General features: G+C 73.6%; 28 protein-coding genes, 1 pseudogene and 1 riboswitch. Of the genes and pseudogenes, 14 read left to right on the forward strand and 15 right to left on the reverse strand.

The genetic code is table 11. The features are described 5' to 3' along the window. Window positions 1-34: 34 nt before the first annotated feature. A complete protein-coding gene (locus CLV52_RS16185; protein WP_211342723.1) occupies window positions 35-610 on the reverse strand; it encodes a TetR/AcrR family transcriptional regulator in 576 nt (191 codons plus the stop codon). Window positions 611-728: 118 nt separating this feature from the next. On the opposite strand from CLV52_RS16185, the gene CLV52_RS16190 reads away from it, so the two are divergent. Then, on the forward strand, window positions 729-980 hold the full coding sequence (locus tag CLV52_RS16190; protein WP_133767376.1) for a hypothetical protein: 252 nt from the start codon (window positions 729-731) through the stop codon (window positions 978-980). A 12-nt stretch (window positions 981-992) separates the two neighbouring features. Here the strand turns inward: CLV52_RS16190 and CLV52_RS16195 are convergent, their stop codons facing one another. From CLV52_RS16195 to CLV52_RS16220, 6 genes are all read right to left on the reverse strand, one after another. Continuing rightward, window positions 993-2,195, reverse strand: a complete 1,203-nt coding sequence (locus CLV52_RS16195; RefSeq protein WP_133767377.1) for a mechanosensitive ion channel family protein — start codon at window positions 2,193-2,195, stop codon at window positions 993-995. Window positions 2,196-2,302: 107 nt separating this feature from the next. After that, window positions 2,303-3,028: a FadR/GntR family transcriptional regulator gene (locus CLV52_RS16200; RefSeq protein WP_133767378.1), complete on the reverse strand. Its 726-nt coding sequence runs from the start codon at window positions 3,026-3,028 to the stop codon at window positions 2,303-2,305. 76 nt (window positions 3,029-3,104) lie between these two features. Next, window positions 3,105-3,893: a 3-oxoacyl-ACP reductase gene (locus tag CLV52_RS16205; protein ID WP_133767379.1), complete on the reverse strand. Its 789-nt coding sequence runs from the start codon at window positions 3,891-3,893 to the stop codon at window positions 3,105-3,107. Next, window positions 3,890-5,266: an aldehyde dehydrogenase family protein gene (locus CLV52_RS16210; protein ID WP_133767380.1), complete on the reverse strand. Its 1,377-nt coding sequence runs from the start codon at window positions 5,264-5,266 to the stop codon at window positions 3,890-3,892. The genes CLV52_RS16205 and CLV52_RS16210 overlap by 4 nt, the downstream gene beginning before the upstream one ends. Window positions 5,267-5,357: 91 nt before the next feature. After that, complete coding sequence (locus CLV52_RS16215; RefSeq protein WP_246018184.1) at window positions 5,358-6,104, reverse strand: gamma-glutamyl-gamma-aminobutyrate hydrolase family protein; 747 nt, start codon at window positions 6,102-6,104, stop codon at window positions 5,358-5,360. Then, window positions 6,097-7,479, reverse strand: a complete 1,383-nt coding sequence (locus tag CLV52_RS16220) for a glutamine synthetase family protein (protein WP_133767381.1) — start codon at window positions 7,477-7,479, stop codon at window positions 6,097-6,099. Before CLV52_RS16220 ends, CLV52_RS16215 begins: the two co-directional genes overlap by 8 nt. Before the next feature lie 136 nt (window positions 7,480-7,615). Between CLV52_RS16220 and CLV52_RS16225 the strand changes: the two genes are divergently transcribed. From CLV52_RS16225 to CLV52_RS16245, 5 genes are all read left to right on the forward strand, one after another. Continuing rightward, the gene (locus CLV52_RS16225) at window positions 7,616-9,124 is read left to right on the forward strand and encodes an amino acid permease (RefSeq protein WP_133767382.1); all 1,509 of its coding nucleotides are present in this window, start codon (window positions 7,616-7,618) and stop codon (window positions 9,122-9,124) included. A gap of 111 nt (window positions 9,125-9,235) precedes the next feature. Continuing rightward, a complete protein-coding gene (locus tag CLV52_RS16230; protein WP_133767383.1) occupies window positions 9,236-11,038 on the forward strand; it encodes a glycoside hydrolase family 15 protein in 1,803 nt (600 codons plus the stop codon). Between the two features lie 94 nt (window positions 11,039-11,132). Further along, a complete protein-coding gene (locus CLV52_RS16235) occupies window positions 11,133-11,588 on the forward strand; it encodes an SRPBCC family protein (protein ID WP_133767384.1) in 456 nt (151 codons plus the stop codon). A 137-nt stretch (window positions 11,589-11,725) separates the two neighbouring features. After that, the gene (locus CLV52_RS16240) at window positions 11,726-11,935 is read left to right on the forward strand and encodes a hypothetical protein (RefSeq protein WP_133767385.1); all 210 of its coding nucleotides are present in this window, start codon (window positions 11,726-11,728) and stop codon (window positions 11,933-11,935) included. 68 nt (window positions 11,936-12,003) lie between these two features. After that, window positions 12,004-12,210: a hypothetical protein gene (locus CLV52_RS16245; RefSeq protein WP_133767386.1), complete on the forward strand. Its 207-nt coding sequence runs from the start codon at window positions 12,004-12,006 to the stop codon at window positions 12,208-12,210. Between the two features lie 114 nt (window positions 12,211-12,324). Here the strand turns inward: CLV52_RS16245 and CLV52_RS16250 are convergent, their stop codons facing one another. Then, complete coding sequence (locus tag CLV52_RS16250; RefSeq protein ID WP_133767387.1) at window positions 12,325-13,968, reverse strand: amidase; 1,644 nt, start codon at window positions 13,966-13,968, stop codon at window positions 12,325-12,327. A 42-nt stretch (window positions 13,969-14,010) separates the two neighbouring features. Beyond that, window positions 14,011-14,082: riboswitch (Fluoride riboswitch) on the forward strand. A 20-nt stretch (window positions 14,083-14,102) separates the two neighbouring features. Between CLV52_RS16250 and CLV52_RS16255 the strand changes: the two genes are divergently transcribed. Then, the gene (locus CLV52_RS16255; protein ID WP_133767388.1) at window positions 14,103-14,516 is read left to right on the forward strand and encodes a fluoride efflux transporter FluC; all 414 of its coding nucleotides are present in this window, start codon (window positions 14,103-14,105) and stop codon (window positions 14,514-14,516) included. Beyond that, window positions 14,513-14,884 carry a fluoride efflux transporter FluC gene (locus tag CLV52_RS16260; RefSeq protein WP_133767389.1) on the forward strand — a complete coding sequence of 124 codons (372 nt, stop codon included), beginning with the start codon at window positions 14,513-14,515 and terminating at the stop codon, window positions 14,882-14,884. The genes CLV52_RS16255 and CLV52_RS16260 overlap by 4 nt, the downstream gene beginning before the upstream one ends. Window positions 14,885-14,920: 36 nt before the next feature. Here the strand turns inward: CLV52_RS16260 and sufU are convergent, their stop codons facing one another. From sufU to CLV52_RS16290, 6 genes are all read right to left on the reverse strand, one after another. Then, on the reverse strand, window positions 14,921-15,355 hold the full coding sequence (sufU, locus tag CLV52_RS16265; RefSeq protein WP_133767390.1) for a Fe-S cluster assembly sulfur transfer protein SufU: 435 nt from the start codon (window positions 15,353-15,355) through the stop codon (window positions 14,921-14,923). Beyond that, the gene (locus CLV52_RS16270; RefSeq protein WP_425455708.1) at window positions 15,352-16,656 is read right to left on the reverse strand and encodes an aminotransferase class V-fold PLP-dependent enzyme; all 1,305 of its coding nucleotides are present in this window, start codon (window positions 16,654-16,656) and stop codon (window positions 15,352-15,354) included. Before CLV52_RS16270 ends, sufU begins: the two co-directional genes overlap by 4 nt. Window positions 16,657-16,724: 68 nt before the next feature. Continuing rightward, complete coding sequence (locus CLV52_RS16275; RefSeq protein WP_133767391.1) at window positions 16,725-17,552, reverse strand: hypothetical protein; 828 nt, start codon at window positions 17,550-17,552, stop codon at window positions 16,725-16,727. Between the two features lie 88 nt (window positions 17,553-17,640). Next, on the reverse strand, window positions 17,641-18,786 hold the full coding sequence (locus tag CLV52_RS16280) for a cystathionine gamma-synthase (RefSeq protein ID WP_133767392.1): 1,146 nt from the start codon (window positions 18,784-18,786) through the stop codon (window positions 17,641-17,643). Beyond that, entirely contained in the window at window positions 18,783-20,174 is a 1,392-nt protein-coding gene (locus tag CLV52_RS16285; RefSeq protein WP_133767393.1) for a cystathionine beta-synthase, read from the reverse strand. Before CLV52_RS16285 ends, CLV52_RS16280 begins: the two co-directional genes overlap by 4 nt. Window positions 20,175-20,328: 154 nt before the next feature. Continuing rightward, entirely contained in the window at window positions 20,329-21,021 is a 693-nt protein-coding gene (locus tag CLV52_RS16290; RefSeq protein ID WP_246018185.1) for a LysE/ArgO family amino acid transporter, read from the reverse strand. 68 nt (window positions 21,022-21,089) lie between these two features. On the opposite strand from CLV52_RS16290, the gene CLV52_RS16295 reads away from it, so the two are divergent. Beyond that, window positions 21,090-22,022 (forward strand): LysR family transcriptional regulator ArgP, encoded by a 933-nt coding sequence (locus CLV52_RS16295; protein ID WP_133767394.1) that lies wholly within the window; start codon window positions 21,090-21,092, stop codon window positions 22,020-22,022. 135 nt (window positions 22,023-22,157) lie between these two features. Continuing rightward, complete coding sequence (locus CLV52_RS16300; protein WP_162850899.1) at window positions 22,158-22,400, forward strand: DUF3263 domain-containing protein; 243 nt, start codon at window positions 22,158-22,160, stop codon at window positions 22,398-22,400. A 12-nt stretch (window positions 22,401-22,412) separates the two neighbouring features. Here CLV52_RS16300 and CLV52_RS16305 read toward each other — a convergent pair whose 3' ends face one another. Then, a complete protein-coding gene (locus CLV52_RS16305; protein WP_133767396.1) occupies window positions 22,413-22,985 on the reverse strand; it encodes a TetR/AcrR family transcriptional regulator in 573 nt (190 codons plus the stop codon). 50 nt (window positions 22,986-23,035) lie between these two features. Here CLV52_RS16305 and CLV52_RS16310 point away from each other — a divergent pair, with 50 nt between their 5' ends. The 4 genes and pseudogenes from CLV52_RS16310 to CLV52_RS16325 form a co-directional block, all read left to right on the forward strand. Then, entirely contained in the window at window positions 23,036-23,758 is a 723-nt protein-coding gene (locus tag CLV52_RS16310; RefSeq protein WP_133767397.1) for an MBL fold metallo-hydrolase, read from the forward strand. A 198-nt stretch (window positions 23,759-23,956) separates the two neighbouring features. Continuing rightward, on the forward strand, window positions 23,957-24,898 hold the full coding sequence (locus CLV52_RS16315) for a ferritin-like domain-containing protein (RefSeq protein ID WP_133767398.1): 942 nt from the start codon (window positions 23,957-23,959) through the stop codon (window positions 24,896-24,898). A 100-nt stretch (window positions 24,899-24,998) separates the two neighbouring features. Beyond that, window positions 24,999-25,322: a twin-arginine translocase TatA/TatE family subunit gene (locus CLV52_RS16320; protein ID WP_133767399.1), complete on the forward strand. Its 324-nt coding sequence runs from the start codon at window positions 24,999-25,001 to the stop codon at window positions 25,320-25,322. A gap of 117 nt (window positions 25,323-25,439) precedes the next feature. Beyond that, window positions 25,440-25,777, forward strand: a pseudogene (locus CLV52_RS16325) (histidine kinase); the annotation flags it as partial.

Consider the following 25,777-nt stretch of genomic DNA (forward strand, 5'->3'; position numbering starts at 1 on the left):
GGGTGAGCGACGGCGGTGTCGCGCGGTCGGGTGGTCAGGCGGGCTGCTGGACGCCGAGGACGAACTCGCCCAGGACGTCGACGAGCTCGGCGCGCACCTCCTCGTCGGGCACGTGGTCCGTGGCCCAGCGATCGGCGGCGATGAGGACGAAGGCGGCTCCGGAGAGGGCGACGCCGAAGCGGAGGCTCCTGCGGTCCTTCCCGCCGGGCGGCCCGATGCGGAACGCGAGGTCGCGCACGAGCGCGTCCGCCTCGTCGATCACCGCGTGGCCGGCGAGCGCCTGACCGTGGTTGATGATGACGGCGATCGCGAGCCGGTGCTCGAAGAGGTAGTCGACGAAGCGCGCGAGGAAGACGTGTCGCGAGGGGTCGTCCGAGAGCGCGACGAGGTCCTCGACCAGCTCGGTGAGGTCCTCGACCGCGGGCCGGAGCGCGGCGTCGAGCAGCGCCTCCTTGCTGGCGAAGTGGTACAGCACGCTCGACTTCGACAGGCCGGCGTCGGCGGCGATGCGCTGCAGGGACGCGCCTTCGAACCCGACCGCGGCGAACTGGCGCAGCGCCGACTCCAGCAGCGGGGCGGAGCCCCCGAGGTCGCGCGTCCGGTCCTGCACGATCGGTCAGCGTACTGCACGATCGGTCAGGACCGGCGGACCCGGATCGGGGGACGCCGGAACCGTCCAGCGCACCCCCAGTCCGCGCTCCCCCGAGGTCCAGTACAGTCCCGGATCCATGGGCACCCTGCGCAAGTACCTGATGAACGGCGCGATCATCTCGTCGCTCTTCTCCGGCATCTCCGCCTTCCGGCAGGGGCGCAAGGCGCCGACCGACTGGCGCACCTACCTGACGTGGATCGCCTGGGCGCTGACGCTCGCGGTCGCCATCGGCACGATCCGCAAGGAGTCCGTCGACCCGGACGCCCCGAAGGTCGCCGCCGGCCCGCGCCCCTCGAAGGGCAGGAAGAAGGCGAAGAAGGACGACTGACGCGTCCTCACATCAGGCCGGGTGGGTGCGCACCGGGCCGGTGAAGTCCTTGCCGCGCGCGTCCGCCTGAGCGGACCCGCCGAAGAGCTCGCGGTCGTCGCGCTGCTCCCCGCCTCGCGGCGTTCTCGTGCTCGTGCCGACCGCCGGCTCCGTGAGCTGCACGCGCGTGCGCGGCAGGGCCGCCGGCTGCTGCTGGTGCAGCCACCGGATCAGCTCCTCCCGGACGAAGCAGCGGAGGTCGAACAGGGTCGGGGCGTCGACCGCGGTCACCAGGATCCGGACGTGGATCATGCCGCCGACCGCGTCGGTGACCTGGAGGACGGCGACACGGCCGTCCCAGAGGTCCGTGCGCTCGAGCACCCGGTGCATCTCGTCGCGCATCGCCTGCGGGTCGACGAGCCAGTCGAGGTCGAAGTCGACGGACTGCATGAGCTGGCTGGAGGTCCGGGTCCAGTTCTCGAACGGCGTCGTCGTGAAGTAGGTCGACGGCAGCACCATCCGCCGGTCGTCCCAGACGTGGACGACGACGTAGGTGAGCGTGATCTCCTCGATGCGACCCCACTCGCCGTTCGCGATCACGACGTCATCCACGCGGATCGCGCCGGAGAAGGCGAGCTGCATGCCGGCGATGACGTTGCCGAGGGTCGACTGCGCGGCGAGGCCGGCGATGATCGACACCACGCCGGCCGACGCGAGCAGCGACGCCCCGGCGGCGCGCGCGGCGGGGAAGACGAGCAGCGCGGACGCGAGGGCGATCACGACGATGACGACGATCGCGACCCGGCGGATGATCAGCGCCTGCGTCCGCACCCGGCGTGCGACGCGGTTGTCCGCGACGTCGGTGCGGTAGCGGGCGAGCAGCAGGTCGACGACGAGGGAGACGATCGTCGCGACGAACCACGCCGCCAGCGCGATCACCACGATGTTCAGTACGGCGTCGATCGGCGTCCGCAGCTGCAGGACGTCGGAGCCGGCGCCGTCGAACGCGCTCGTCGCTGCGATCCAGACCGCGATGGCGACGAGGAGCCAGCGGAACGGCCAGCGGAGGCGGTGCACGGCGCGGTCGGGCCAGCCCCGCCGCCTGCCGATGGCGCGGAAGACGGCGCCGACGACGCCCGCGACCACGACCGCGATCACGGCGCCGACGACCACGTCCGCGCCGAGGCGCGACCAGAAGTGGCCGACGACGTCGGCCCAGACGCTCGCGAGATCCATGGGGCTCCTTCCCGACGGGAGACACCGCGCCTCCCGCTCCGACGGGCGCGCCGCCCAGGCCCCCATGCTGCCGGAGCGCCCTTGACGAGCACTCCGCCCGCGGGTGCTCAGTCCAGGAACGCCCGGAGGAGCGCCGCGGTGCCGTCGAGGTGCTCGCGCATCGACCGCTGCGCCGCCTCCGCGTCTCCGCGGAGCACCGCCAGCACGATCCGCTCGTGCTGGGCGTTCGAGTGGGACAGGTTCGGCTCGATCAGCGGGATCTCGTCGAGCAGCGCGTTCGCGCGGTCCCGCACGTCGGCGAGCAGCGGCAGCAGGGACGGGATGCCCGCCAGCTCGCCGATCGCCAGGTGCAGCCGGGAGTCCGTTCGGCGGTAGTCGACCGGGCCGGACGCGCTCGTCTCGAGCAGGCGGGACCAGAGTGCGTCGCGCTCCTCCGCGGTCAGGGTGCGGCGCGCGGCCGCGGCGACGGCGCCCTCCTCGAGCACGGATCGCAGCCCGAGGACGTCGTCGAGCTCGCCCGGCGGCCGCACCGCGGCCGGCGGCGCGGCGTCCGCGAGATCGGTGCGGACGAACGTGCCGCCGTAGCGACCGCGCCGGCTCTCGAGGTAGCCGGCGTCGGTGAGCGAGCGGATCGCCTCGCGGAGCACGTCCCGGCTGACGCCGAGCCGCCCGGCGAGGTCCCGCTCCGACGGCAGCGCCTCCCCCGGCGGCACGATCCCGAGCCGGACCGCCTGCAGCAGCCGTGCGAGCGTCTCCTCGAACGCGTTGCCGGAGCGGACGGGCCGGAACACCGCCTCGGAGGCGGACGGCTGCGCACCGGGATCGATGCTCATCGCGACTCCCCCGCCCAGCACTCTTCGTCTTGTAGGACGTCGCGTCCTACAAGACGAAGGATGCCTGCGCGCGGAATCACAGCGGCGTCACGTAGGCGGCGGAGATGCCGCCGTCGACGAGGAACGAGGCGCCCGTGATGAAGGAGGCGTCGTCGGAGGCGAGGAACGCGACCGCCGCGGCGAGCTCCTCCGGCTCCGCGAACCGGCCGACCGGGACGTGGACGAGGCGGCGGGCCGCGCGCTCCGGGTCCTTCGCGAACAGCTCCTTCAGCAGCGGGGTGTTCACCGGGCCCGGGCAGAGCGCGTTGACGCGGATGCCCTGCCGCGCGAACTGGACGCCGAGCTCGCGGCTCATCGCGAGGACGCCGCCCTTCGAGGCCGTGTAGGAGATCTGCGAGGTCGCGCTGCCGAGCACGGCGACGAACGACGCGGTGTTGATGATCGAGCCGCGGCCGGCCGGGACCATGTGCCGGAGCGCGGCGCGGCTGCAGAGGTAGACGGACGTGAGGTTGACGAGCTGCACCCGGTCCCAGGCGTCGAGCTCGGTCGTCTCGATCGAGTCGTCGTCAGCGGGCGAGATCCCCGCGTTGTTGAAGGCGATGTCGACCGCGCCGAAGTCCGCCGCGACGCCGTCGAAGAGCGCGTCGACGCTCGCCCTGTCCGCCACGTCGGTGCGCACGAACGTGCCGTCGACCTCCTCCGCGGCCCGGCGGCCGGCGTCCGGGTCGAGGTCGGCGACGACCACGCGGGCGCCCTCGGCGGCGAGCCGGCGGGCGGTCGCGAGCCCGATGCCGCTGCCGCCGCCCGTGATCACGGCGGTGCGGCCGCGGAGGCGGGCGGTCAGGTCGATCGGGGTCACGGTCATGCGGGGGCCTCTCCGGTGGCGTAGAAGACGTTCTTGACGGCGGTGAACGCGAGCGGGGCGTCCGGCCCGAGCTCGCGGCCGATGCCCGACCGCTTCATCCCGCCGAACGGCGTGGTGTAGCGGACGGACGAGTTCGAGTTGACGCTGAGCGCACCCGATCGGACGGCGCGGGACACCCGGATGCCGCGACCGAGGTCGCGTGTCCAGATCGAGCCGGACAGGCCGTACCGGGTGTCGTTCGCCAGCCGGACGGCCTCCGCCTCGCCGTCGAACGCCTGCACGGCCACGACGGGGCCGAAGATCTCCTCGCGGAGCACCCGGTCGTCCGGGCGGTCGGGCAGCAGGACGGCCGGCGCGAACCAGAAGCCGGCCCCGGAGGGCGCGGAGCCGCGGAACGCGACCGGGGTCGAGCCGTCGACGAACGACGCGACCCGGTCCCGGTGCGCCGCGCTGACGAGCGGCCCCATCTGCACGTCCTCGCCGCGCGGGTCGCCGACCCGCCAAGCGGCGACGGCGGGCTCGAGCCGCTCGAGGAACGCGTCGAGCACGCTCCGCTCGACGAGGAGCCGGCTGCGGGCGCAGCAGTCCTGGCCGGCGTTGTCGAAGACGGCGCCCGGGGCGGCCGCCGCGGCGGCGTCGAGGTCGGCGTCCGCGAAGACGACGTTCGCGCTCTTGCCGCCGAGCTCGAGGGTGACCGGCTTGACCTGCTCCGCGGCGAGCGCCATCACGCGGGAGCCCGTGCCCGTCGATCCGGTGAAGACGACCTTCGCGACGTCGGGGTGGCGCACGAGGGCCTCCCCCGCCTCCGCGCCGCGGCCCGGCACGGTCTGCAGGAGGCCGTCGGGCAGGCCCGCCTCGAGCGCCAGGCCCGCGAGGCGCAGGGCGGTGAGCGGGGTCCATTCCGCGGGCTTCAGGATCACCGCGTTGCCGGCCGCGAGCGCGGGCGCGAAGCCCCACGCCGCGATCGTCATCGGGAAGTTCCAGGGGACGATCACGCCGACGACGCCGAGCGGCTCGTGGAAGGTGACGTCGATGCCGCCGGCGACCGGGATCTGGCTGCCGATCAGGCGTTCCGGCGCGCCGGCGTAGTACTCGAGCACGTCCCGGACGTGGCCGGCCTCCCACCGCGCCGACGCGATCGGGTGCCCCGAGTTGCGGACCTCGAGCGCCGCGAGCTCCTCGACGTGCGCGTCGACGACCGCGGCGAAGCGGCGGAGCAGCCGCGCGCGATCGGCCGGGGCGAGCGCGGCCCAGCCCTCCTGCGCGCGGACCGCGCGGCGGACCGCCGCGTCGACCTCCCCCGCGTCGGCCATGCCGACCTCGGTGAACGCCGCCCCGGTCGACGGGTCGACGATCGGGAACGCCTCGGTCATGCGCCCTCCCCCTGCTCGGTGTTCACGGATACGGAGATCTGGCGGCGCGGGGCGTCCCGGATCTCCGTATCCGTGAACGGCGTGCGACGGCTCACGAGGCGGCCCGCGCGAGGGCGGCGAAGAGGCGGCGGTCCGCCTCGTCCTGCTCCGGGTGCCACTGCACGCCGACGACGAAGCGGCGGGAGGGCAGCTCGACCGCCTCCACGAGGCCGTCCGCGGCGTGCGCGGCGACGACGAGCCCGTCGGCGACGCGGTCGAGCACCTGGTGGTGGTGGCAGTGCACGGAGAGCCGGTCGCCGACCGCGCCGAGCACCTCCCGGACCAGCGTGCCGCCGGAGATCCTCACGTCCGAGCGGGTGAACCCGCCGCTCGTCCCGCCGTGCGTCCCGTCCGGCAGCACGTCGGGCACGTGCTGGACGAGCGTGCCGCCGAGCGCCACGTTGAGCAGCTGCACGCCGCGGCAGATCGCGAGCACGGGCAGGTCCCGCTCGATCGCCGCGAGCACGAGCGCGATCTCCCAGCCGTCCCGGTCGTGGCGCGGCGCGTCCGTGTGCGGCCCCCGCTCGGCGCCGTAGCGCGCCGGGTCGACGTCCGCGCCGCCGGACACGACGAGCCCGTCGACGGCGCCGAGCACGCGCTCGACCACCTCGTCGTCGAACGGCTGCGGCGGGAGCATGACGGGGATGCCGCCGCCCTCCTCCACCGCGATCAGGTAGGTCTCCGGCACCATGCCGAACCGCTCGTCCCACTCCCCGCGGACGGCCTGCTCGAGGTAGGTCGTCACGCCGATCAGGGGCGCACCGCGCCGCACGGACCCCGATGAGTACTCGCTAGCCACGCTCGAACCCCCGCACCCGCTCCCAGTCGGTGACCGCGCTGCGGAACGCGGCGAGCTCGACGGCGGCGGTGTTCAGGTAGTGCTCCACGACGTCCTCCCCGAACGCGTCCCGCACGAAGTCGGAGGCGCCGAACATCGCGGCCGCCTCGTCGAGCGTCGTCGGCAGGCGCGGCTTGTCGCTCTCGTACGCGTTGCCGACGTGCGCGTCCTCGAGCGGCAGCTCGCGCTCGATCCCGTCGATGCCGGCGGCGATCATCGCGGCGACCGCGAGGTACGGGTTCACGTCGCCGCCCGGCGCGCGGTTCTCGAAGCGGAGGGCGTGCCCGCGGCCCACGACGCGGAGCGCGCAGGTGCGGTTGTCGAGGCCCCAGGCCACCGCTGTCGGCGCGAAGGACCCGTCCTGGTACCGCTTGTACGAGTTGATGTTCGGCGCGAAGAGCAGGGTGAGCTCGCGGAGGTGCGCGAGCTGACCGGCGAGGAAGTGCTCCATCAGCGGCGAGAAGCCGTTCGGGCGCGCGGCGTCCGCCATCGCGGCGGATCCGTCGGTGCCCCGCACCGACAGGTGGATGTGGCAGGAGTTGCCTTCGCGCTCGTTGAACTTCGCCATGAACGTGAGCGCCTTGCCGTGCGCGTCCGCGATCTCCTTCGCCCCGTTCTTGTAGAGCACATGGTTGTCGCAGGTGGCGAGCGCGTGCGCGTAGCGGAACGCGATCTCCTGCTGGCCGAGGTTGCACTCCCCCTTCACGCCCTCGCAGTACATCCCCGCGCCGTCCATCGCCAGGCGGATGTCCCGGAGCAGCGGCTCCATGCGGGTGGACGCGAGCAGCGCGTAGTCGATGTTGTAGTCGGAGGCCGGCGTGAGCCCCTGGTAGCGCTTCGCCCACGCCTGACGGTAGGTGTCCTCGAACACGATGAACTCGAGCTCCGTGCCGACGAAGGGCTCGAGGCCGAGCGCCGCGAGCCGCTCGATCTGCCGCTGCAGGATCCGCCGCGGGGACACGGAGACCGCGGCCCCGTGGTCCTCGTCGGGGCCCGGCACCAGCTCGAGGTCGGCCATCACGAGCGCGGTGCCCGGCAGCCACGGCGTGCGCCGGAGGGTCTCGAGGTCCGGCCGCAGCACCATGTCGCCGTAGCCGCGCTCCCACGAGGAGATCGCGTAGCCGTCGACCGTGTTCATGTCCATGTCGACCGCGAGGAGGTAGTTGCAGGCCTCCGCGCCGTGGTGTGCGACGTCCTCCAGGAACAGGCGCGCGGCGACCCGCTTGCCGACGAGGCGCCCCTGCATGTCCGCGAACGCGACGATCACCGTGTCGGTCGCCCCCGATGCGACGTCGGCGGCGAGCTCCTCCAGCCCCAGGTTGCCGGTCTTGGGCATCGCATCCTCCAAAGGTCGGTCGGCAGGCCGTTGCCCAGTATGGCGCGTGAAGGTTTTACCGCGGCGTAACACCAAAGGTCGACGGCGCGACCTTCCGCGTCGCTACGCTCCCCGAAACGCCGAGCCGAGGAGCGCCATGTCGTCCACCTCCCGCCCATCCTCCGTCACCTATCGGGCCCCCGACGAGGGGTACTTCGAGAAGCGGCAGCTGAAGCGCTCGGCCGGCTTCTGGGGCATCTGGGGGCTCGGGGTCGCGGCGGTGATCTCCGGCGAGTTCTCCGGCTGGAACTTCGGCACGGCGAGCGCCGGCTTCGGCGGCATGGCGATCGCGACGGCGATCGTCATCGTCATGTACTTCTGCCTGCTGTTCTCCATCGGGGAGATGTCGGCGGCGATGCCGCACACCGGCGGCGCGTACTCGTTCGCCCGGGCCGCGCTCGGCCCGTGGGGCGGCTTCGTCACGGGCCTCGCGGAGTCCATCGAGTACGTCATGACGACTGCGGTCGTCGTGTTCTTCGCCGGGCAGTACGCGGACCTGGCGCTGCAGGACCTGACCGGGGCGAGCTTCCCGCAGCCGGTCTGGTGGGCCGTGCTGTACCTCGTGTTCCTCGGCGTAAACATCCTCGGCGCCGCGATCGGCTTCCGGCTCGCGATCGTCGTGTCGATCCTCTCGATCGCGATCCTCGCCGTGTTCGTGATCGTCGCGTTCGCGACCGGCGGCTTCCAGGTCGAGAAGCTGTTCGACGTCGCCCCGAGCGAGGGGAACTCGACCTTCCTGCCGGGCGGCGTGCTCCCGATCCTGCTCGTCATGCCGTTCGCGATGTGGTTCTTCCTCGGCATCGAGGAGCTGCCGCTCGCGGCGGAGGAGGCGCACGAGCCGCAGAAGGTCATCCCGAAGGCCGGCTTCTGGGGCCTCATCACCCTGCTGATCTGCGCGATCGCCGTCTTCGTCGTGAACACCGGCGTGCTCGGCGCGAAGGCCACCGCCGTGTCCGGCCAGCCGCTCATCGACGGCTTCGACCTGATGGTGCCGAAGGGGCTCGCGGGCCTCCTGGCGCTGTTCGCCCTGGTCGGGCTGCTCGCCTCCCTGCAGGGCATCATGTTCGCCTACGGCCGGAACATGTACTCGCTGTCGCGGGCCGGCTACTACCCGCGCTTCCTCTCCCTGACCGGCGGGCGGCAGACCCCGTGGGTCGCGCTGATCGTCGGCGCGGTCATCGGCTTCGTCGCGCTCGTGATCGTGCAGGTCGCGGGCGGCGCGACCGGCGTCGCCGGCGCCGTCGTCCTGAACATCGCGGTGTGGGGCGCGGTCATCTCCTACATGTCGCAGGCGCTGTCGTTCCTCGTGCTGCGGCGCCGCTTCCCGAACGCGGAGCGCCCGTACCGCAGCCCGGTCGGCGCACCGGGCGCCGTGATCGCCGGCGTGATCGCGCTCGCGATCTTCATCGGCTTCTTCTTCACCGGGCCCGGCTACCTCATCGCGATCGCGGCGATCGCCGTCGTGTACGTGATCGGCCTCCTGCTCTTCGCCGTCGTGGGCCGGCACAACCTCGTGCTGTCGCCGGAGGAGGAGTACGCGATGACGGGCGGCCTCCACCGCGACCCCGATGTCGAGGCCTACGACGGGACCGTCCCCGCAGCCTGACGCCGACATCCTGCTCACGCTTCTTGCCGCCCGCGGCACGTGCGGGCGGCAAGAAGCGTGAGCAAGGACGCCTCCATGTGACGTGCGGGATCGCGCGGCCAGGATGAGCGCATGCCCCTGCCGATCGAGGACTACGCGATGATCAGCGACTGCCAGTCGGCGGCGCTCGTGGGGAAGGACGGCAGCATCGACTGGCTCTGCTTCCCCCGCTACGACTCCGGGAGCATGTTCGGCGCGCTGCTCGGCGACGAGACCCACGGCCGCTGGCTGCTCGCGCCGACGGAGGAGGGCGCGAGCTCGACGCGGCGGTACGTCGACAACACGTGCATGCTCGTCACGACGTGGACGACGGGCACCGGGGTCGTGGAGGTCCTCGACTTCATGCCGCACGGCAACCGGTCGGCGGACATGGTGCGGCGGGTTCGCGGCGTGAGCGGCTCCGTCGAGCTGGGGCAGGACCTCCGGATCCGCTTCGACTACGCCCGCGCCGTGCCGTGGGTGCGGCAGGTCCACGACGAGGCCGGGCACGGAATCATCGCGACGGCGGGACCGGACGCGGTCGTCGTGCGCGGACCGAAGCTCAAGGCCGACGGCGAGACCCACCGCGGCACCTTCACCGTGCAGGCGGGCGAGACGGTCGACGTCGTCCTGAACTGGTACCCCTCCTACCGCGACGCGCCGCCGCCGCTCGACGTCGACCTGCTCCTGCGGTCGACGCAGGCGTGGTGGGAGGACTGGACGAGCGGGATCGACCACCAGGGCCGGTACCACGAGCAGGTCATCCGCTCCCTCATCGTCCTCCGCGCGCTGACGCACGAGGACACCGGCGGCATCGCCGCCGCAGCGACGACCAGCCTGCCCGAGCAGTTCGGCGGCGCGCGGAACTGGGACTACCGCTACACCTGGCTACGGGACGCCTCCCTGACCCTGTCGGTGCTCATGAACCACGGCTATCTGGAGGAGGCGACGGCCTGGCGCTCGTGGCTGCTGCGCGCGATCGCCGGCGACCCGGCCGACGTGCAGATCATGTACGGCCTCGCGGGCGAGCGGGACCTGCCGGAGCGCGAGCTGCCGAACTTCCCCGGGTACGAGGGCGCCTCCCCGGTCCGGATCGGCAACGGCGCCGTCGACCAGTACCAGGCCGACGTGATCGGCGAGGTCATGGTCGCGCTGCAGGAGGCGCGCGAGAAGGGCATCAAGTCCGGCCGGCACGCCTGGCCGGTGCAGCGCGCGCTGATGACGTTCACGGAGCAGAACTGGGAGCGCAAGGACAGCGGCATCTGGGAGATGCGCGGGGCGGAGCGCTTCTTCACCCACTCCCGGGTGATGGTCTGGGCGGCGTTCGACAGCGCGATCAAGGCGCACGAGCGGTTCGGGCTCGACGGCCCGGTCGCCCGCTGGCAGGAGCTGCGGAGCCGCATCGAGGCCGAGATCGAGGAGCACGGCTTCGACCGGGACCGCGGCACGTACACGCAGTCGTACGACTCGAAGGAGGTCGACGCGTCGCTCCTGATCCTCCCGCAGGTCGGATACGTGAAGGCGACCGACCCCCGCATGCTCGGCACCGTGAAGGCGATCGAGGAGGACCTCATGCCGGACGGCCTCGTCATGCGGTACCGGACGCAGGCCGCCGACGACGGCCTGGAGCCCGGGGAGAACCCGTTCCTCGCCTGCAGCTTCTGGCTCGTCGAGCAGTACGCGGTCAGCGGCCGGCACGACGACGCGGTCGCGCTGATGGACCGCCTCCTCGCGCTCGCGAACGACGTCGGGCTGCTGAGCGAGGAGTACGACGTGCACGCGGGTCGGCAGGCGGGCAACACCCCGCAGGCGCTCTCGCACCTCGCCCTCGTGCGCGCCGCCGACGCGATCGAGGCGGGCCGGGACCTGCGGCCGCGCGGCGCCCCCGTCGGCTGAGCCGCCGGATCCTGATCGGCGGCGTCCAGCCGGCTCACCACGACCGCCCAGACTCGCTTCCTACGGTCGGACTCTCGCAATAGAGGAGAGATCCATGGCACAGGTCATCGAGACCATCGACGTCGACGTCCCGGTCGGCACCGCGTACAACCAGTGGACGCAGTTCGAGTCGTTCCCCGAGTTCCTGAGCTTCGTGGAGTCGATCGAGCAGGTCGACGACACCCACAACCACTGGAAGGTGAAGATCGGCGGGATCGAGCGCGAGTTCGACGCCGAGATCACCGAGCAGCACCCGGACGAGCGCATCGCCTGGAAGAGCATCGACGGCACCACGAACGCCGGCGTCGTCACGTTCCACAAGCTGTCCGACGCGACCTCACGGGTCGCCGTGCAGATCGACTGGAAGCCCGAGGGCGTCGTGGAGAAGGCGGGCGACCTGCTCGGCTTCGACGAGCGCAGCGTGAAGAAGGACCTCGAGCACTTCAAGGAGTTCATCGAGAAGACGGGCCACGAGCAGGGCGCCTGGCGGGGCGACGTCCCGCGCGACTGATCGCTCGACCGGTCCACGGACCAGGGCGCTCCCGGCGGACCCTCGTCGGGAGCGCCTTCATCCGTTCTGGCACGGTTCGCGACATGCCGCGCCCGGTTCATCCCGCGTTTCCCGCGCCGCTCTAGCGTCGCCCGGAGATGAACGAGGACGCACGACTCCGTGAGGCCATGATCGCGTTCGAGCAGTCCGTGCTCGTCGCGCCGGACCAGCCAGCCCCGGCGCTGCCCGCGTTCGTCGGTCTGCTCCGGGCGGTCGGCGGCCTCACCCGCTTCGCCCTCGACGTGGCGCTCGCCGCGGACCGCAGCGACCCGATCGATCTCGAGCCCCGGGTCCTGCGCACCGCCTGACCGGCGTTCGCCCGGCCGCCGCGCGCGGTTCATCCGTCGTTCCCCCGCGCCGCATATGGTCGCGAGGGATGAACACGACGACGCAGGAGCAGAAGCCTGCAGCGGCGGAGCGCCGCACCTCGAAGCCCGCGGATCGGTCCACTCCGATCCTCCCCTCCGCGATCGGCCTCGTCCGGGCCACCGCGGCCATCACCCGCTTCGTCGTCGCGGTCGGGGTCGACCTCGATCGCCGCGACCCGATCGACCTCGAGCCGAGGATCCTCCGCGCGGCGTAGACCTGCACGCAGCGGAGGTGCGAGACCCACGGTGATCGAGCCGGGCGCCCCGCGCCCGTGCCGAAACCACGCCGGATCTCCGTATCCGTGAACCTCGGCGGCTCGAGCTGAGGCCTAGAGCAGGGGCGGGGTGCGGGGCGGGGCCGCACGCTCGGTGACGCCCTCCGCCTCCATCGCCGCCGCGATCGTGAGCAGGCGGACGTCGTCCTGCCCGCGGCCCGCGATCGTGAGCCCGATCGGCATGCCGATGTCGGCCATCAGCCCCATCGGCACGGTCACGGTCGGGATGCCGAGGTGCCGGATCACGAGGTTGCCGTTCGCGACCCAGGTGCCGTTCCGCCATGCGAGATCGGCGGACGCGGGGTTCGTGTCGGCATCCGCCGGGCCGACGTCGGCGACGGCCGGGAACACCACCGCATCGAGGCCGCGGGCGTCGAGTTGCGCCTCGAAGAGCTCCTCGCGGGCGCGCTCGAGCCCGCGGACGCCGTCCGGGATCGCCGGGATCTCGAGCAGGTCGGGCACGCCCCGCTTCGCCCGCTCGACGTACTCGGCGAGGTCGAGGTCCGCGTCGCCGTAGCGGTCGGGCAGGGCGCCCGCCGGGTGCGGGAAGATCCGCGGGCCGTCGACGTCCGCGAGCCGGTGGAGCGCGGGATCGCCGTTCCGGCGCAGGAACAGGTCCCAGCTGCGGATCGACAGGTCCCACAGCTCGCGGTCGAGGTAGTCCGGAGGAACGAGCCCGCGGTCGACGAGCCCCTGCTGACCGCCGCGGACGCCCTGCTCGTACACGGGGACGACGTCGAGCTCCAGCTCGACGACCTCCGCGCCTCGCGCCTCCAGCAGCTCCCGCGTCCGGCGCCAGCGCTCGAGCACGGACGGGCGGACGGGGATGTCCGGGTCGCCGCCGATGTACATCGTCGGGACGCCGAGGCGGAGTCCGGCCAGCGAGCCGGCGAGCGCGCGGTAGGACGCCGGCCGCTGCTGCTCCACCGGCGGGAGCGCGACCCAGGGCTGCTCGCGCCAGAAGTCGCCGTCGGTCTCGGCGTCCGGCGCGACGATCAGGTCGAGCACCTCGAGCAGATCCGCGACGCTGCGGGTGTGCGGGACGACGACGTCCATCGTCGGCACGAGCGGCCAGTTGCCGCGGATCGAGATCACGCCCCGCGACGGGGTGTACGCGACGAGGCCGTTGTTCGTCGCGGGCGCGCGGCCCGACGACCAGGTCTCCTCCCCCAGCCCGAACGCGGCGAAGCTCGCGGCCGTCGCGGTGCCGGACCCGTTCGAGGAGCCGGACGCGAACGCCGCGGTGAGGAAGCCGGGGTCGTACGGGCTCTCGGCGCGGCCGTGCAGCCCCCGCTGCATGCCGCCGTTCGCCATCGGCGGCATGGTCGTGAGCCCGAGGCAGATCGCCCCGCCCGCGCGCAGGCGCTCGATCGTGAAGGCGTCGCGCTGCGCGACGAGGTGCTCGAACGCCGGCGATCCGGCCGCGACCGTGAGGCCGCGGACGGCGTAGCTCTCCTTCGCCGTGTAGGGGATGCCGTCGAGCGGACCGAGGACCCGGCCGGCGTTCCTGCGCTCGTCCGCGGCGCGCGCCTCGTCGAGCGCCGCCGGGTTCCGGACGGGGACCGCGTTCAGCACGGGGTCGTAGGCGTCGATCCGCGCGAGGTGCGCCTCCACGAGCCCCACCGCGGTCGTGTCGCCGCGCTCCAGCGCACGGCGCAGGTCCGCGATCGACGCCTCCACGACCTCGATGCCCGCCACGCGACGATCCTGCCAGCGGCGATGGAGCCGTGCCGCCGCTACCCTGGCCGCGGCGATGGAGCTCGCCTCGGCCACGGCCGGAACCGCGGAGACGCTGATGGCCCCTGCCGTCCTCCACCGACGTCGGAGCCGCCATGACCGCCCCTGCCCCGCGCGCGCCGCGACCGCGCCCCGCCCTGATCGCCGTCGTCGCGGCCGGCGGCGCCGTCGGCACCGCGGCGCGCGAAGGGCTGGCCCTCGTGGTCCCGCCGCTCGGCCGGGTGCCGCTCGCGATCCTGCTCATCAACGTGGTCGGCGCGTTCGTGCTCGGGGCGCTGCTCGAGGCGCTCGTGCGCCGCGGACCCGACGAGGGACGGCGGCGACTCGTCCGGCTCGCCGTCGGCACGGGCTTCTGCGGCGGCTTCACGACCTTCAGCACCCTCGCCGTCGCGACGGCCGAGCTGCTGCGCGCCGGCGCGACCGGCGTCGCGCTCGGCTACGCCGTCGGCTCGGTGGTGCTCGGCGCGGTCGCGGCGTGGACCGGCGTGCTCGTGGGGAGCCGCTCGTGACCCCGGGCCTGTTCGTGCTGCTGTCCGTCGCCGGCGGGGCGGGCGCGGCGCTCCGCTTCGTCCTCGACGGCCTCCTGCGCGAACGCCTCGGCGCGCGCCTGCCCTGGGGCACCGCGATCATCAACGTGTCCGGGTCGCTGCTGCTCGGCGTGCTGACCGGTCTCCTCACGCGCGGGCTGCCGGAGGCCGTGCTGACCGTGCTCGGCATCGGCCTGCTCGGCGGCTACACGACCTTCAGCACCGCGAGCGTCGAGACGGTCCGGCTGATCCAGCAGCGTCGCTGGGCGGCGTCGCTCCTGTACGGCCTCGGCGTGCTCGTCCTGTCGGTCGCCGCGGGGGCGCTCGGCCTCACGCTCGTCGTTTCGTAGGACGCGGCGTCCTACGAAACGGAGGGTGCGGGAGGGTCAGAGCTTGCGGAGGGCGTCCTCCGCGGCCACCCACGCGAGCATCGCGCACTTCACGCGGGCCGTGTAGCGGGAGACCCCGCCGAGCACCACCGCGTCGCCGAGCAGCTCCTCGTCCGGCTCGATGCGGCCCTTCGAGCGCATGGCGACGCGGAAGGCGTCGATCCGCTCCTGCAGCTCCGGCCCCGAGAGGCCGGGGGCGAGGTCGGCGAGGATCGACGCGGAGGACTGCGAGATCGCGCACCCGTCGCCCTCCCAGCGGATCCGGTCGATGCGGCCGCCCTCGACGTGCAGCTGCAGCGTCACCTCGTCCCCGCAGGTGGGGTTCACCTGGTGCGACGACGACGCGGCGCCGTCCTCCAGCCCCTTCGCGTGCGGGTGCCGGGCGAGGTCGAGGATGACGTCCTGGTAGAGCCCGCCGAGCCCGGCGCTCACGACCGCACCCCGAAGAACGTCACCGCGTCGCGGAGGCCGTCGAGCAGCAGGTCGACCTCCTGCCGCGTGGTGTACACGGCGGTGCTGGCCCGGGTGGAGGCGGTGATCCCGAGACGGCGGTGCAGGGGCTGCGCGCAGTGATGGCCGACGCGGACGGCGATGCCGCGGTCGTCGAGGAACTGCCCGACGTCGTGCGCGTGGACGCCGTCGACGGCGAAGCTCGCCAGGCCGACTCGCGGCTCCCCCGGCGCCGGGCCGAGGAGGCGGACGCCGTCGATCGCGGCGACGCCCTCCGCGAGGCGCGCGCCGAGCTCGGCCTCGTGCGCGGCGATCCGCGCCATGCCGATCGCGTCGAGGTAGCGCGCCGCGGCGGCGAGGCCGATCGCCTGCGCGACGGGCTGCGTCCCGGCCTCGAAGCGCTGCGGCGCCGGCAGGTACTCGGCCCGCTCCATCGTCACGGTCGTGATCATCGACCCGCCCGTGAGGAACGGCGGCAGCGCGTCCAGCAGCTCGCGGCGGCCGTAGAGCGCGCCGATGCCGGTGGGGCCGAGCATCTTGTGGCCGGAGAACGCGGCGAAGTCGACGCCGAGGGCCTGCACGTCGACGGGGAGGTGCGGCACCGACTGGCACGCGTCGAGCACGGTGAGCGCGCCGACACCCTGCGCCAGCGCCACGAGGTCGTCGACCGGGCTCATCCCGCCGAGCACGTTCGAGACGTGGCTGAACGCGACGAGCCGCGTCGCCGGCCCGATGATCCGGGCGGCCTCCGCCAGGTCGAGCGCACCGGCGTCGTCGACCGGGATGAACCGGAGGGTCGCGCCCGTGCGGGCGGCCAGCTCCTGCCAGGGGATGAGGTTCGCGTGGTGCTCGAGCTCCGTGACGACGAGCTCGTCGCCCGCGCGGAGGCGGAAGCGGTCCGCCTCCGGTCCCCCGCGCCCGGCGGAGGCGTTGCCGATGCCGTACGCGACCGTGTTCAGCGCGGCGGTCGCGTTCTCGGTCCAGACGAGCTCCTCCTCCTCCGCGCCGACGAACGCCGCGACGGTCGCGCGCGCGTCCTCGAACCGCTCGGTCGCCTCCGCGGCCAGCGAGTGCGCGCCGCGGTGCACCGCCGCGTTCTCGTGCTCCAGGTACGCGCGCTCCGCGTCGAGCACGGCGAACGGCTTCTGGCTGGTGGCCCCGGAGTCGAGGTAGACGAGGCGCTCGTCGGCCAGGATCGGGAAGTCCGCGCGGAGGCCGAGCACCTCGTCGTCGGACAGGGCCGCAGCAGCGGCCTGCGGCCGCACTCCCTCTGCCGGTGTCACGGGTCCAGCGTAAGGACGTCCCGACCGGTCGCCGCGCGTGCGTCAGGAGCGGGCGTCAGGAGCGGGCGTCAGGAGCAGAGACCCGCGGAGCTCGTCGCGACCGTGACGGGCTGCGACGCGGTCGTGGTGCGGCCGACGGCGTCGGTCAGCGTCAGGGTCGCGGTGTACGAGCCCGGCACACGGGCGCCCGGCCATGGCACGGAGAAGAGGAGCCGCCGGTTCGCGCTCGGCAGGGCGACCCGGCCGACGACCTTCGAGCCCTTCGTGACGACGACGGCGCCCTTCGTCCGGATCGGGCGCCCGCTCGAGTCGGTGATGACCGTCGGATGGACGGTGTGCACGTAGGCGGGGAACGCGTTCGACGCCGGCGTCCACGCCGGGTACTGGTAGGACCGCCCGTTCACGCTCACGACCTGCCACGCGATGCGCGGCTGCGTCGGCGAGACCACGCCGCAGCCGAACCCGCGGATCACGACCGCGGGGAGGACGTCGACGAAACCCCGCACGGTGGTCGTGATCGTCCGGCCGCCGGACCGCAGCGTCGCGACGAGGCTGGCGGAGCCCGCCGTGAGCGACGTCGTCGGGATCGCGACGTCCTCCTGGCCCTCCGCGCTGCGCACCGCCACCGAGGAGCGCGTCCGGCCCACCACGAGCGCGACGGTCCCGGTGAACGGGGCGGCGTAGCCGTTGGTGTCGACGGCGGCGACCTGCAGCCGGACCGGGTCGGTCGAGAGCGGGTCCGTCTGCTGCACCCACACCCGCGCGGGCGCCGCCTGCGCGGCGGGCGCGGCGACCGCGCCGGCGGCGAGGGCGAGCAGGACGACGGCGACCGCGGTCCGGATCGGGCGGCGGATCCGCCGTCGTCGGGGTCGTCGGAGGTCGTCCACTGCTCGCACGCCCCGATGGTCGCGACGGCGGCGACGCCGGGCGCCGCGCCGGGCCGCCGGTGCACGACCCGCCGATCCCCAGGTCGGGGGTGGCGGGTCAGATGCGGTCGAGCGCCTCCGCGATGTCGGCCTGGAGGTCGTCGAGCTCCTCGATGCCGACCGAGAAGCGCACCACGTTCTCCGGGACCGCGAGCGGCGTGCCGCGGACGGACGCGTGCGTCATCGAGTCGGGGTGCCCGATCAGCGACTCGACCCCGCCGAGCGACTCCGCGAGGGAGAACAGGCGGGTGCCCTCCGCGAGCCGCAGCGCCTCCGCCCGGCCGCCGCGCACGGCGACCGAGACCATGCCGCCGAAGCCGCGCATCTGCCGCGCGGCGACCTCGTGCCCGGGGTGGTCCGGCAGCCCCGGGTAGAAGACGCGCTCGATCGACGGGTGCGCGAGCAGCTGCTCCGCGATCGCGGTCGCGTTCGCCGAGTGCTGCCGCATCCGCACCGCGAGGGTCTTGATGCCGCGGGTGAGGAGGAACGCCTCCATCGGCGCGAGCACCGCGCCGGCGGCGAACTGGAGGAACGCGACCTGCTCCGCGATCCGGTCGTCCGAGGTGACGACGACGCCGCCGATCACGTCGGAGTGCCCGCCGAGGTACTTCGTCGCGGAGTGCACGACGACGTCGGCGCCGAGCGTCAGCGGCTGCTGCAGCGCGGGCGAGGCGAAGGTGTTGTCGACGACGACCGTCGCGCCGGCGGCGTGCGCCCGGGCGGCCAGCGCCTCGATGTCGACGATCTTCATCAGCGGGTTCGTCGGCGTCTCGAGCCAGAGCAGCTGCACCGGCGTCGAGAACGCCTCCGTCACGGCGGCCTCGTCGGTGAGGTCGACGGTGTCGAGCACGATCCCGGCCGGCACGTGGATGCGCGCGAGGAGGCGGTGGGTGCCGCCGTAGGCGTCGTCGCCGAGCACGACCCGGTCCCCCGGCGCGAGCACGGCGCGCAGGAGCGCGTCCTCGGCGGCGAGCCCGGACGCGAAGGCGGAGGCGTGGGCGCCGAGCTCGAGCGCGGCGACCTGCACCTCGAGCGCGGTCCGCGTCGGGTTGCCGCTGCGACCGTACTCGTACCCCTCCCGCAGGTTCCCGACGCCGTCCTGCAGGAACGTCGACGTCTGGTGGATGGGGGGCACGATCGAGCCGGTCACGGGGTCGGGCGTCTGCCCGGCGTGGATCGCTCGTGTGGCGAAGCCGTCGGTCATCGGTGCGCTGCTCCTTGCGGTGCCTCGCTGACGTACGCCAGGAGGTCGGATCGGGTGAGGACGCCGACGGGCTTGCCGCCGGCGGTGACGAGGAGGGCGTCGCTCGACGCGAGCGCGGTGCGCGCCGTCGCGAGCGACTCGTGCGCCCCGATCAGCGGCGGGGGCGGCCCAACGAGCGGCCCGACGGGGTCGTGGAGGTCGCCCGCCGCGGAGAACGCGTGGTCGACGAGGCGTCGCTCGTCGACCGTGCCGATCACCTCCCCCATCACCACCGGCTGCTCCGCGCCGAGGACGAGCAGCTGGGAGACGCCGTGTCGGCGCACGACGCCGATGGCGTCCGCGACGCGGTCCTCCGGGCCCACCGCGAGCAGGTCGGGGGCGTCCGACGAGCGCTTCGCGGCGAGCAGGTCCGCCACCGTGACGCCCTGCACGACCGGCCCGAAGCCGTAGGAGGCCATCCAGTCGTCGTTGAAGATCTTGCCGAGGTAGCCTCGGCCGCCGTCGGGCAGCAGCACGACCACGAGGTCGTCCGGGCCGAGCCGCTCGGCGACGCGCAGCGCCGCGACGACGGCCATGCCGCTCGAGCCGCCGACGAGCAGCCCCTCCTCGCGGGCGAGCCGCAGGGTCATCGCGAAGGACTCGGCGTCGGACACCGCCTCGACCTCGTCCACCACCGTCGGGTCGTAGGCGCCCGGCCAGAAGTCCTCGCCGACGCCCTCCACGAGGTACGGCCGCCCGGTGCCGCCGGAGTACACGGACCCCTCGGGGTCGGCCCCGATGACGCGGACCGCGCCCTTCGACGCGTCCTTCAGGTAGCGGCCGGTCCCGGAGATGGTGCCGCCGGTGCCGACCCCGGTCACGAAGTGGGTGAGGCGGCCGTCCGTCGCCTCCCAGATCTCCGGGCCCGTGGAGGCGTAGTGGCTCGCCGGGCCGTTCGGGTTCGCGTACTGGTTCGGCTTGAAGGCCCCCGGCGTCTCCCGGACGATCCGGTCCGAGACGGAGTAGTAGGAGCGCGGGTCGTCCGGCGCGACCGCCGTCGGCGTCACGACGACCTCCGCGCCGTAGGCGCGGAGCACAGCGCGCTTGTCCTCGCCGACCTTGTCCGGCACGACGAAGATGCAGCGGTACCCGCGCTGCTGCGCCACGAGCGCGAGGCCGACGCCGGTGTTGCCGCTCGTCGGCTCGACGATCGTGCCGCCCGGCCGCAGGTCGCCGCTCGCCTCGGCGGCGTCGATGATGCGGACGGCGATGCGGTCCTTCACGGAGCCGCCGGGGTTCACGTACTCGACCTTCGCCACCACCTGCGCGGCGAGGCCCGCGGTGACGTGATTGAGGCGGACGAGGGGCGTGTGCCCGATCAGGTCGAGCACGGTGGATGCGATGCGCATCGAGGACTCTCTCTTCGTCGGCGGGACCCGCGACGGCGCGCGAGACGGGCGGTTCAGCCCAGACGACACCGGAGGGTCACGCGCACGGCCGCCACGCTAGCCGCTGCCGCGGACACCGGCAACGGGCGGCCCGGGGCCGCCGCGTCCCGGGGGCTCACAGGCCGAGGAGCAGCCCCGCTCCGAGCGCGACCATGAGCACCGCGATGCCGCCGTCGAGCGCGCGCCAGACCGTCGGCCTCGACAGGACGGGCTTCAGGAGCCGGCCGCCGAACCCGATCGCGGAGAACCAGACGCAGCTCGCGGCGACCGCCCCGGCCACCCACCACCAGCGGAGCGCGGGGCCCTGCTGGTTCGCGACCGACCCGAGGAACAGCAGGGTGTCGAGGTACACGTGCGGGTTCGCCCAGGTGAACGCGACCATGACGAGCAGCGCGGTGCGCGCCGGCGCCGCCGCGCGGGGTGCGGCCTCGAGCACCGCCCCCCGACCCGACGGTCGCTGGCGGCCCGCCGCGGGTTCGGGCGCCGACTCCGGCTCCGCGACGAGACCGGCACCGGAGGGGCGGATCGCCCGCCGGGCCGCGAAGACGCCGTAGATGATGAGGAACGCGGCGCCGACGATGCGCGCCACGAGCAGCGCGACGGGGAACCGCTCCACGACCACGCCGATCCCGAGCACGCCGGCGACGATGAGCACGGCGTCCGAACCGGCGCAGATGGCGACCGCTGCGGCGAGCGTCCGGCGCGAGGCCTGGACGCTCATCCGCAGCAGGTGGGCGTTCTGCGCGCCGATCGCGACGATGAGCCCGAGGCCCGTCGCGAAGCCGGCGACGACGGCGAGGAGGTGCACGCTGCGACGCTAAGCATCGGAGGAAGAACAGTCCAGCTACGGTTCCTGACCTTGCATAAGCTCGGCTCATGTCCCGCTTCACTCAGGACCAGCTCGAGACGCTCCTCGCCGCCGTGGACGAAGGCTCGTTCGAGGCGGCGGCCCGCACCCTCGCGATCACGCCGTCCGCCGTCTCGCAGCGCGTCAAGGCGATGGAGCAGGCCGCCGGCCGCGTGCTGCTGCAGCGATCCGCGCCGATCCGTCCGACGGCGCCGGGCGAGGTCGTGCTCCGTCTCGCCCGGCAGGTGCGGCTGCTCGACGGGGAGGCCGCTCGCGAGCTCGACGGCGGCGCCGCAGCCGTGCCGTCGCTCGCGCTGGCGGTGAACGCGGACTCGCTCGCGACGTGGTTCCTCGACGCCCTCGTGGAGGTGCGCCGGCGCGCGGACGTCGTCTTCGACCTCCACCGCGAGGACCAGGACCGCACGGCCGCACTGCTCCGCGACGGGACCGTCGTCGCCGCGGTCACCGCGGAGGGCCGTCCCGTGCAGGGCTGCTCCTCCACGCCCCTCGGCGTCGACCGCTACCTGGCCGTCGCCGCGCCCGGCTTCGCGGACCGACACCTCGACGGCCTCGGGAGCGAGCGGGACGTGCTCGAGCGGCTGGACCGGCTGCCGCTCGTCGACTTCGACCGGGCGGACGGCCTGCAGCAGGGCTTCCTGCGCCGCGTGCTCGGCCACGATCCGCGGTCGCCGCGCCACTTCGTGCCCTCCTCGGCCGATTTCGCGCGGGCGGTCGAGCTCGGGCTCGGTTGGGGACTGCTGCCCGAGTCCCAGGCGCTCGACGCGATCGGCGCCGGGCGACTGCTCGAGCTCGCGCCCGGGCGGCACGCGGACGTCGTCCTCTGGTGGAAGCGGTGGAACCTGCGCTCGGCGCTGCTCGACGAGACGACCGCGGCGGTGGCGCGCGTCGCGGCGGCGCGGCTGCGTCCCGTCGAGCCCGGAGGTCGAACAGGGGTTCGATGACCACCTCCTCGCGCCGCTCGAGACGACCGATGTCGAGACGAGGGACGACGCGCCGGGTCACACGGCGAGTCACGACGAGAAGTCCAGCCGACACGCCGCGAACCACTGTCGGAGGGGTCGAACACAATGACGAACATGCTGACCCACGCAGACATCCGGCTGCTCGAGTTCGAGGACACCCACCCTCGCCGCACCGGCCTCAAGAACGACGCGATCCTCCACCGGCTCGGGATGAGCCCCGCCCGCTACTACCAGCGGCTCGACCAGCTGGTCCGGCAGCAGGCGGTGCAGGACCGCTGGCCGCGGCTGGCCGACCGGATCGAGCGGCAGAACGACCGCCGACGGCAGGAGCGGGCACAGCTGCGGCGCTGGCTCTGAGCGGGGCGGCCGTCAGCCGGCGGCCCGGTCGCTCCCGAGCGCGTCGACCATCCGATCGAGCCCCCAGCGCCACGCCCCGTCGAGATCGCCGCCGAGCCGGTGCGCCCCCGCGAGCTCCATGGCGATGAAGCCGTTCGCCCAGGCGACGACGAGGCGCGCGCCGTCCAGGGCGTGCTCGGGTCCGGTCAGCTCGGCGACGGCCTCGAGCAGCGACCGGACGCTCGCCTCCGCGGACTCGGTCGTCGGCTGCGGGCCGTCCGGCGCGATGCCCATCACGAGCGCCCAGGCGCGCGGCCGCTCGCGCGCGAAGCGGCGGAGCCCCTCGACCTGCGCGGTGATCGACCGACGCGCGTCCTCAGGCCCCCGAGCCGCGCCGGACCGCGCATCCAGGTCGGCGACGGCGGCCCCCACGACCAGGTCGAGCAGCGCCCGCCGGTTCGCGACGTGCTTGTAGAGGGAGGGCGAACGCACCCCGACGCGCTCGGCGACGGCCTGCATGGTCACCGCGTCCGTGCCGCCCTCCTCGAGCAGCGCGCACGCCGCCGCGACGATCGCGTCCCGGTCCGTCCTCGCCGGCGTCGGCACGGTCCACCTCCTGATTGACTCGGCCCTGATGGCTAATTATCTTAGCCATCATGCAGCTCGCCCCCGGCCTCCACCGCATCGGCGACGACATCGTCGCCGCCCATCTCATCGTCGCCGATGCGGGGCTCACCCTCATCGACGCCGCCCTGCCCGGGTACCACCGCGACCTCCTCCGGGAGCTCGCGGTGATCGGGCGCCCGGTCACCGACATCCGAGGGATCGTCCTCACGCACGGCGACGCCGACCACGTCGGCTTCGCCGAGCGCCTCCGCCGCGAGCTGGACGTCCCGGTCTTCGTCGGTGCGGCCGACGCCGAGCGGGCGAAGGGTGCGAAGCCCCCGGCCACACCGTCCGATCCGAAGCGGCTGGTCCCGATGCTCGGGTTCCTCCTGCACGCCGCACGCAAGGGCATCGCGCGCATCCCGCCGCTGACCGAGGTGCAGCCGGTGGCGGGTGAGCAGGTGCTCGACCTCCCGGGCGCTCCGCGCGTCATCCCGATGCCCGGTCACTCCCCCGGCAGCGTCGCCGTCCACGTGCCCGGCGTGCGCGCCGTCTTCGTCGGGGACGAGCTCACGACCCGGAACGTGCTGACGGGACGCCTCGGTCCGCAGCCGGCGCCGTTCACCGACGACCAGGCCGCGTCCTCCGCGTCGCTCGAGCTCCTCCGCGGGCTCGACGTCGACTGGATCGTCCCCGGTCACGGCGCCCCGTGGCACGGCGACGTCGACTCCCTGATCGCCGCGTACCGGTCCGCCGAGGCCCGAAAGCGCTGATCGGCCCGATTCCGCGGCCGGATCGTGAATCCGGCGTGGAGGAGACCGATCCGGACCCATCCGATCCGAGAAGCGGCGCGAATCCTCTTCATCTCGACGACGGCGCGTGACCGCCGCCGGGCGCACCGACCGGTGCGACAGGCCCGCCATCCCACGGAGTCCGGGCCTGCGATCCAGATCGAGCAGGAGAGCAACACAGTGTTCGACAAGCAGTTCATCAGCGGCGCGATCGCCCGCTCGAGCGAGACCCCGGTGGACCGCCGCCGACTCCTCACCCTGACCGGCCTGGCCGGTGCGGGTGCCGCAGCGGCCATGGTGGCCGGCCCCGGTGCGGCGGCGAACGCGGCGACCGCGTCCAACGGCGTGAGCGACGGAGCCGTCCTCAACTTCGCGCTGAACCTCGAGTACCTCGAGGCGGAGTTCTACCACCGCGCCGTCTACGGCACGGGCCTGCCGGAGAAGCTGACCACGGGCAAGGGCACGCGCGGTGGCGTGACCGGCGGCCGCAAGGTGCACTTCAAGAGCCGCCGTCTCGCCTCCTACGCCAAGGAGATCGCGGGCGACGAGTACAACCACGTCGCGTTCCTCCGCTCCGCGCTCGGCAGCGCCGCGGTGGCCCGCCCGGCCATCTCGCTCGACGCCGCGTTCAAGGCCGCAGCCCAGGCCGCCGGCCTCGGCAAGGACTTCGACCCGTACGCGAACGAGACGAACTTCCTGCTCGGCGCCTTCGTGTTCGAGGACGTGGGCGTCACCGCGTACAAGGGCGCGGCTCCCCTGATCTCGAACAAGACCTACCTCGAGGCCGCCGCCGGCATCCTCGCGGTCGAGGCCTACCACGCGGCGACGATCCGCTCGTCGCTGTACGAGATGGGTCACGCCGCCCAGCACGCCGCGAACGCGATCTCGGACGCCCGCGACTCGCTCGACGGCAAGTCGGACGACGACCAGCACATCACGACCTGGAACGGCAGGGACGCGAACATCGTCCCGGCGAACCGCTCGAGCATCGCGTACAGCCGTACGCCCGGTCAGGTCCTCAACGTCGTCTACCTGACCCCGAAGGCGGCCACCAAGGGCGGCTTCTTCCCGAAGGGCGTCAACGGCGCGGTGAACACCTCCACGGCGGAGGTCAAGTCCTGAGCCGTCGGTGATCCGACCGGAGCGGTTCCGCTCCACCCCGTGCCCGGCGCGCATCCCGCGTGCCGGGCACGGCCCGTTCCACCACCGTGAAGGACGTCCGATGTTCGACCTCTCGCTCGGGAAGCTGCTGGTCATCGCGGTCGTCGCGCTGTTCCTCGTCGGCCCCGAGAAGCTCCCCCTGTACGCGGCGAAGCTCGGCCAGTGGGTCCGCGTCGCCCGCGGGATACTCGACGGCGCGAAGGAGCGGATGCGGGAGGAGCTCGGCCCGGAGTTCGACGACGTCGACTGGCAGCGGCTCGACCCGCGGCAGTACGACCCGCGCCGCATCGTGCGGGACGCGCTGCTCGAGCCGGCGCCTCAGCGCGACCGCTCCCCGCGGCCGGCGGAGGCGTACGTCGTCGAGGAGGAGTCGCCCGAGCGCTGAGGCGCTGATCCGTTTCGGCGCGGGCGCGGAGCGCCCGGCTCAACCACCGAGGGGGCGGGCGCGGGGCGCCCCGCTCGACCACCGCGCGGAGCGGGCGCGAGGCGGGAGGATGAGGGGGTGAGGCGCGGGCGGCTGCTGGTGTTCCTCGGTGCCGCGCCCGGGGTGGGGAAGACCTACGCGATGCTCGAGGAGGCCCACCGCCTCCTGGGGCAGGGCCGGGATGTGGTCTCGGCGGTGGTGCTGGATCACGGCCGGTCCGCCACCGCCGCCCTGACGACCGGCATCGAAGCGGTCCCGCCTCGCGTGGTGCAGCACGGCGGGATCGTGCTGGAGGAGGTCGACCTCGACGCCGTGGTGGCGCGGCGGCCGCAGGTGGCGCTGGTGGACGAGCTCGCCCACACGAACGCGCCCGGGTCCGCCAACGAGAAGCGGTGGCAGGACATCGACGTCCTCCT

Origin of the sequence: Amnibacterium kyonggiense, assembly GCF_004364555.1 — a bacterium.
Classification (GTDB): Bacteria; Actinomycetota; Actinomycetes; order Actinomycetales; family Microbacteriaceae; genus Amnibacterium; species Amnibacterium kyonggiense.